Source organism: Neobacillus niacini (assembly GCF_031457145.1).
In the GTDB taxonomy this organism is placed as follows: domain Bacteria; phylum Bacillota; class Bacilli; order Bacillales; family Cytobacillaceae; genus Neobacillus; species Neobacillus niacini_J.
In genome coordinates, this window is the sequence record NZ_JAVDVZ010000032.1 from 1 (window position 1) to 7237 (window position 7237).

General features: G+C 33.8%; 7 protein-coding genes. All 7 read left to right on the top strand.

The window, feature by feature from the left end; all coding sequences use genetic code 11:
- Positions 1 to 664 precede the first annotated feature (664 nt).
- The 7 genes from J2Y03_RS29110 (at position 665) to J2Y03_RS28705 (ending at position 6784) form a co-directional block, all read left to right on the top strand.
- Positions 665 to 952, top strand: a complete 288-nt coding sequence (locus tag J2Y03_RS29110) for a TIGR04104 family putative zinc finger protein (protein ID WP_396954284.1) — start codon at positions 665 to 667, stop codon at positions 950 to 952.
- A gap of 172 nt (positions 953 to 1124) precedes the next feature.
- Positions 1125 to 1694: a hypothetical protein gene (locus tag J2Y03_RS28680; protein WP_310200677.1), complete on the top strand. Its 570-nt coding sequence runs from the start codon at positions 1125 to 1127 to the stop codon at positions 1692 to 1694.
- Positions 1695 to 1868: 174 nt separating this feature from the next.
- The gene (locus J2Y03_RS28685; RefSeq protein ID WP_310200679.1) at positions 1869 to 2579 is read left to right on the top strand and encodes a hypothetical protein; all 711 of its coding nucleotides are present in this window, start codon (positions 1869 to 1871) and stop codon (positions 2577 to 2579) included.
- Between the two features lie 253 nt (positions 2580 to 2832).
- Complete coding sequence (locus J2Y03_RS28690; protein WP_310200680.1) at positions 2833 to 3768, top strand: hypothetical protein; 936 nt, start codon at positions 2833 to 2835, stop codon at positions 3766 to 3768.
- Positions 3769 to 4120: 352 nt separating this feature from the next.
- Positions 4121 to 4642, top strand: a complete 522-nt coding sequence (locus tag J2Y03_RS28695) for a hypothetical protein (protein WP_310200682.1) — start codon at positions 4121 to 4123, stop codon at positions 4640 to 4642.
- A gap of 424 nt (positions 4643 to 5066) precedes the next feature.
- On the top strand, positions 5067 to 5633 hold the full coding sequence (locus tag J2Y03_RS28700; RefSeq protein ID WP_310200684.1) for a sigma-70 family RNA polymerase sigma factor: 567 nt from the start codon (positions 5067 to 5069) through the stop codon (positions 5631 to 5633).
- On the top strand, positions 5630 to 6784 hold the full coding sequence (locus J2Y03_RS28705) for a DUF4179 domain-containing protein (RefSeq protein ID WP_310200685.1): 1155 nt from the start codon (positions 5630 to 5632) through the stop codon (positions 6782 to 6784). Before J2Y03_RS28700 ends, J2Y03_RS28705 begins: the two co-directional genes overlap by 4 nt.
- The last annotated feature ends 453 nt before the right edge of the window (positions 6785 to 7237 follow it).

A 7237-nucleotide genomic window follows, 5' to 3' on the forward strand; every position in this document is an offset into this window, starting at 1 on the left:
TTAGTTGGAACGCCGTATGCGGTGAAAGTCGCACGTACGGTGTGAACAGGGGGAAAAGGAGGCGATAACTTCAAACCCTTACCTATCTGTATTAACAAGGTGATGGGGATATATGGTAAAATTAAAATAAAATATAAAGGTGGAGAGTGGTACTAATGAAGGTACTATTGGAGTTAATACGAATAGCTTTCATATTTGTATTTTTCGGAGGAATTTTAAGTGCGTTTATAAAGTATGTCTACTCAAAATTAGGGACTGATACCAATACTTATGGGTGGATGGGACTAATAGCGATTCTTATTTTATTTTTGGTTCTATATAGGAATAAATTGCAGTTTAGTGGATGGTACAAAGGTAAAGGTAGAGAAAAACTCCCAAAAAAAGTATCAAAATTGCTTATTTCCAGTTCAATATTATTATTGTTATTACCTCCGATACTAAGTTTCTTCTTAAGCTAACGGGTGCATATGTTGAAGATCCAGCTGCCATTTGGTGGCTTTTTCTTATTGAAGTAACGATGCAGGTTTGTTTAATAAGAATATTGATAAAATGTGATGAGATTTAAATAATTGAGGGAGTTAGTTTAACAAAAAATGTTAAAATGGGATTGTATAGGTTTTAAGCACTTAGCAAATTCAAAATTCAAATTTTAAGGAGGGGTAGTATGCAAAAATGTGAAAACTGCAATTCACCACTTAGCTGGAGTAAAATCTATAAATCCACTGCGTGGTTATATAAATCAATTGAATGTGACAACTGTGGTACTAAACATAAGATAAACCTTTTTAGTAAATGTACAGTTGTAGCCCTTTCTATTTTACCACTTTTCATATTTTTTTATTTCCTTTCTCCTTTCAATAACGGCTATTTAAACCTTGGTATAGGGGCTCTTATATCAATTGTTGCTTGTTTGTTCGCTCCATATGTTGTTCGATACAAAGAGGAATTGTGAGAAATTATATCTAAACAAACGGGTGCAAGAGCTTTAGATCGTGCTACCAAACAGGCGGCACTTTCGTTATTCGACTAAAGGTCCGTTAGTTGAACAAGCATCCAGTGTATTTATCCAGAATAAAAATCAAAAAATACTAAGGATAATACAAGAAAAGAAGGTCGTGGAATCCTTGTTAAAGAAGATTTTTATTATATTTTTTATTACGTTTTATATCTATCCTTCTGTGTCAGTATTTGCTGAGACAAGTAAAAATACAGTGTCGGCAATACTGACTGCCAAAGTTACGACAACTATTAACCCGTTGGGAGAACAAGGTACTCCAATAAGGAATGCTCGGTTAGTTGTAATAAATTCATTAGGGAATATAATAGCAACAGAATTTACAAATTCTCAAAGGGAAGCAATAATACCTGTTACGGTCCCCAAAGACCCTAGATTTCCTATGAAGAATATGGCAGAGGTTACGGTCATAGCTGTTGCAAAGGGCTATAACGAACATATCAACTTCAGTGTGCCTATTAATGAATTTAAAGATCATACAGGAAGAGTTTCAATCCCACTTTGGCAAATAGACCCTAAGAGGCGAAATGAACCGCAATTTCTCAATGGGGATTTTCATCGCTTTACTGTTTTTGAAATGCTTGATTATTATGCTGGAAGTTTTGGGCTAAAGAGACAGATTATAAAAGAAGAATCCGTCGTACCAGCTCCTTGGGGACCTGAATTAAGCAAACGTTAAATCATGTTTGACTTTGTTCTTATTCATTTATCGGGTGCTTTTTCTTTACATATGGCTGCCAAAAAGCAGCCTTTTCTTATTCGACTAATCGGTTAGTTTATTAAAGAATTTAATAGTTATGTCGTACAAGATACCTATTATTCACTTCTTTTGGGGAAGTTTAAATAAAAAGGAGTGAAAACAATTAGAAAATATTTTTTATGCTTAGTAGTAATGATTTTAGTTTGTCATACAGGAAAAGCATATGCGGTTCAGAGAGTTGTTACATCGCACATTATATCTGATGTATGGTATGAAAACATTTTTCTAATTGCAGATAAGGTAGATGGTATGGCTACTAAAAACTTTACTGTTCAAGTCGGCGGTGGAGTCGACAGTGTAGGTGGTGAATTATTATATAACTTTCCAAATTGGTATAATTCCAAGTTTGCCCCTAAATTATTTTATGAAGATATTAATAGTGATGGACTAAAAGAAATTATAGTCGCATTGATTTCTGGTGCTGGTTCTGGAGTATCCACAAAAGAAATTCATGTTTTGAATCAACTACATGACCCTTATCGAAGATATGAAGAAGCGCCAGTTGAATCAATCAATGATGCAGTCAAACGATTTGTAAAAATGGAACAAAACGGCAATGAAATTGCTATTCAAATTGGTAAAAAGAAATACTTAGTGGACTATTTAAAATTTGGTTACTACACACCTGTTGACCGTCCAGGAGTAGGCTCAATAGAGGATTATAAGCCTGAAAATGGTGTTCTTTATGGTTATACAACTGTATTTGTTTCTATTCCCGAGGCAAGTATTGGTAGCCTAAAAGTTAAGTATCATTGGGATGGAAAAATGTATAAAGCAGAATCTGTTACTTTTAGCGAAGCATAGCCAAAGTCCCCGAAATAATATAATAAATACAAGTCAGCGAAAGTTCGGAGCTGTCATTTTGGCAGCTCTTCTTATTAAGCTAAGAATAAAAATCAATAATCTTCTCACAACTACAATAATTCACCTTAAACTAATAGGCGTAAGAAATGAGTCCGATTCTACTTTAGTGGTTACTTTTAAATATCATAAATATTAATAATCTTGCGAAAAAGTGAATAAGGTAAAACAGTATATTCTTGAAGGGGGAGTCTAATTGAAATACTTTAGAAAATGGATAAATCTGACGTTCAATCATTATCCCCGAAAAAAATTGAATCTCGTTATGGGAGCTCCATACGAACCGCAAACATTTGGACAACCAGTTGAACGAAACCAAACTTCGTTAATAAGTACCAGAGATGCCGAAAAATACTTTCGTCCTTCCCGCCTCCCAATTAAAAATACCCTTGTCAAGAACAGCCAATTTTTTGATCCCTATTATGAAAAAAACTACAAAGAAATTAAACTCCCTGCAACATTATCTCGGACTCCTGATGAAACTGTTTTAAACTACTTTAGTATTTTAAGAGAGGCAGAAAACCTCACTCAAAACCAGTTGGGTGGGTGCGGAACTGTGGGGATGGCAAAGTTGCCCTATCCAATTGCTTATAACTTTTTTACTAAAGACTATCACAAAAGGGTTTCCTATAATGAATATCTTCAATCGTTTGCTGGAATTGGACATCTAAATTTAATTAAGATGAACAGACTTCCTGATGAAAAAGGCATTGTTCCTTATTTCATTGAGCTAGAAAGCATCGAAGGTTCATCAAAAGGTGTCACCTATTTTGCTTATTATTACGGCTATGTCCAATTAAAAAAAGTTCAAAACCTGTATAAAATTGACCAGATGAAATTGTACGGAGAGGACTTCCTATGTGCCCCCTATCATCTTTGGCAGCATGATGCGGAAGCAGTCGTGGGTATTATGTATGGAGAATGGTGCAAATTAATAAAAAAACAGCTACCTACTAAACAAGATGGTTACGTCAAAACCATTGATTATATTGGTACGGACGGAGCCAATTATCGGTTTATCTTTTATCAATTAACAAATGATACAGATGTATTAATTTCTCAATATAAAAAGGATTCTGAAGGAAACTGGAATTCCATCAGAATTGATCCTATCAAATGTCTGAAAAACTAAGAGTGATATTAAAGAAACTCGAGCCTTTACCCTAATGCACAAAAAATGGCTTTCATTAAATGAAAGTTCTTTTTTCTATGTGAAATATTGTACTTAAACTAAAGGGTGCTTTAGTAAAATAACTGCTAAGTCATTTTACATTTCTTTCGCATTTTAAATATTCAGCAATCGGGCGCTATTCCAAAGGAGGAAGCGTTTTTTGGGGTATTTGTCATTGAAATTTCTACTTTTGTAGGTAGTTGAATAAGTATTAGAGTTGAAAGAAATATAAATATACTATAAAATACTAATTAGTAAAAAATAACTTAGTTGGTATTTATTAGTATAATAACTTATAGAATGGAGGATGAAGATGAGTATAACTTTTGAATGTAGTATCAAAGAAGATGTTGTGGAAAAATTCAATCTTGCTTTAATACTTAATAAGGAAGAAGCAGACGATGTAATTGAAAAATATATGATGCAGTATATATCAAGCAGTTTTTCGAAGGCTTCACAAACATATAAAGCACCACCGACATCAAAAATTCCTAGAGTAATTGATGTTATGAATGTTGATACGGGGAAGGCAAAAAATAGGATCCCTAAATGGGCTTTAAAGGCAGAGCAGTATAATCATAAAATCGTGAGAGCATATTTTCAAGTGGAACGTGAATTTGGTCATGTACCTTTGGATGAACTAGAGAAAAGATGCAGTGATGAAGTAACTTTTCCCACAACTTACGTTAGGGATTTCCGTGGCAACTTTAATCAAATGAAGATTGATGCACCAAAATCTCATGGAAAGGTCTTCGAGATTGATAATGGAAATATTGTGATTTGGGATTATGTTAAAGAAACCTTGATGAAAAACAAAGAGTATTTTTGTAGATAAAAATGGAATCTCTCCAATAAATGAAAATAATTAATAATCTTCCGCAATCGGGCGCTTTTCTTGAAAATGAAGGCGTCTTTTTGATATGCCCCTACACCATTAAGGGATTAGAATTTGTTAAGGCAAAAAAAAGATTGTGAAAATTTCCACTTAAACAAACGGGGTGCGTTAGTTCAACAAAGGGACCGTCATTTTGACGGTCTTTTTTTGATATGATTGAAGAAAATCTCGAAATGTTTACTCAATTTCATTAGGGAAATAACGAAATAGAAGATAATTCAAAGTCCTATTCCTTAAATCATAATCTTACTCTTGTACTATGTTAGATTAAAATAAAAGATTTCTTGTAAATACGAGAAAAAAACATTTTCTATTCGTTATATAAGGTGTAAAAGCTTTTACAAAAAATAAGGGGAATCTGTCCATGAGGTCTAATGAATCAAATTTTATACATCGATTACAACGGCAAAAAGAAGATGCTCTAGAATATATCGTTGATAATTATTTGCCATTAATAAAGGGGATTACTTATAAAGTGCTTAGTCCCTTAAATAACAATGGTGTCATGGAAGAATGTATCAATGATATTTTTCTTTCCATCTGGAACAATTCGAAGAAGTTTAGCGGAGAACCAAACGATTTTAAAAAATGGGTTGGTGCCATTGCTAAGTTTAAAGCTATTGATTATTACAGAAAAGCTAGTAAGCAAATTGAATTTACCTCAGATAATATGGATCAAAATGTTCAAAAGTCCGCAGAAGAGGAATTACTTTTTGTAGAAGACAGAAATGAATTAATCAAGTTAATTAATCAACTTGAACCTGTTGAAAGGGAAATTTTTATTATGAAGTTCTTTCTAGGTTTAAAGTCTGAGGATATATCCATAAAACTGGGTTTGACTAAAGCTTCAGTTGAAAATCGGATTTATAGAGGGAAAAAGAAACTCAATCAACAAGCTACCAACCTTAAGTTAGGAGAGAATGGAATATGAAGGACATTTATGTATTATTCAATGATATTGCCATAGATGAAAATGAATTTGAGGAAATGGAAGTTAGCGAGATTGAAAAGGTTAAAGTGAAAAAAGCTTTGAAAAAGACCATTCATGAGAAGAAAAAGCGGTATAAAGTTAAAAAGAATGTTGTGGCAGCGTCCATCGTCGTTTGCATTTCCGCTACAACATTTGGGTTGACGTTTCCTGCATATGCTAAAAATATCCCTGTCATTGATGATATTTTCCGCATTTTTGATCAAGACAGATCTGGGCATAGTAGTATAGAAAACATCAGCGTTAGAAATGATAGCCAAAAGAAAGAAACTGGACTTTATTATGAGTATAAGCAATACTCTAATGAAATCAATATGACCATGGAAAGTAACGGTATAAAGTTCACCGTAAATGACGGCGTATTTGATGGGAAAACGGTTACATTAACCTATACCATTGAAAGTGAACAGGAATTAGGCAATGCAGGTCTTTCTATGCCTAATATTGAAGGGATGTTCGGTGGGGCAGGGTCAGGCAAAACTACGAAAATTGATAAAAATAAATATGTTGGCATTCTAACAATAAGTAATTATGAAGATAAAAAATTAGATGTTGCAAACATTGAATGGAACATAGACACAATTCTGAATCCAGATAATAAGACAGAGATTAAAGGAGATTGGAATTTCTCTTTTAGTCTGAATGCTGTTGCAAGCAATACGCAGATAAGCGACAGTAGTTCGGAAAAGAATGGAGTAAAAGTAAATATAGAAAAAATATCGGTTACTCCAATGTCTTTTACCGTTTATTACGAACAAGAAGTTTCTGAATATGTAAAAAGCATCTGGGATGGGGTAGATGTGGAATTAGAAATTAAAGATGATTTAGGGAATGCTTACTCAGGTGAAGGTATGGGTGGCAAAGGTACAGATTCCTATAATATAAGTTTAAATAAAACATTTGAAAAATTGGCACAGAAGGCAACAAAGTTGATTATTACTCCTCACATTACTTTTAGGGATTACAATTCGGATAATTATTCTTCAGTGCAGATTACGAAGGACGGGAAAAAGGAAATGATACTTCCGTACAAACCTGGCAAAGGGAAAGAAGAATTTACATTAGAAGACATTATTATTGAATTAGAAAAATAACATAGTAGGTTGGACTGCGATTCTTCGATATTGAAGGGTCGCTTTTTCCCTGAACTAACTTGCGAAAGGATACTTAAACTACCATGAAAATAAGTTTCTTCGAGAATAGAAAAATGACAATACTTAAGAAGACCCTGCTCAATCGTTAAAAAAAAGAGGAGAGCGATAATTAATAAGTCTATGGATTAGGGTTGACTGGATTAAGGTCAGTATCAGTATTGACACTTCCTATCCATTTTCATTCTCTGTGGTGAAGCGCTGATTTTTTGGCGCTTCATGGATGGCTAACGGGGGCGATACTTGAAGAACCAGCTGCCATTTTGGTGGCTTTTCTAATTGTTCTAACGCAGCAGATTAGTTGTGCGAAATGTTTCTAGCTTAAATTGAGGATGGCTACATCTCTCTGCTAAAGGCTAGACAGTTCCTTACGGAACTGAAGGGTTATATCAAAGA

Coding starts and splice junctions, on each gene's coding strand:
- J2Y03_RS29110 (WP_396954284.1), top strand. CDS start 665: ATGCAAAAATGTGAAAACTGCAATTCACCACTTAGCTGGAGTAAAATC.
- J2Y03_RS28695 (WP_310200682.1), top strand. CDS start 4,121: ATGAGTATAACTTTTGAATGTAGTATCAAAGAAGATGTTGTGGAAAAA.
- J2Y03_RS28700 (WP_310200684.1), top strand. CDS start 5,067: ATGAGGTCTAATGAATCAAATTTTATACATCGATTACAACGGCAAAAA.
- J2Y03_RS28705 (WP_310200685.1), top strand. CDS start 5,630: ATGAAGGACATTTATGTATTATTCAATGATATTGCCATAGATGAAAAT.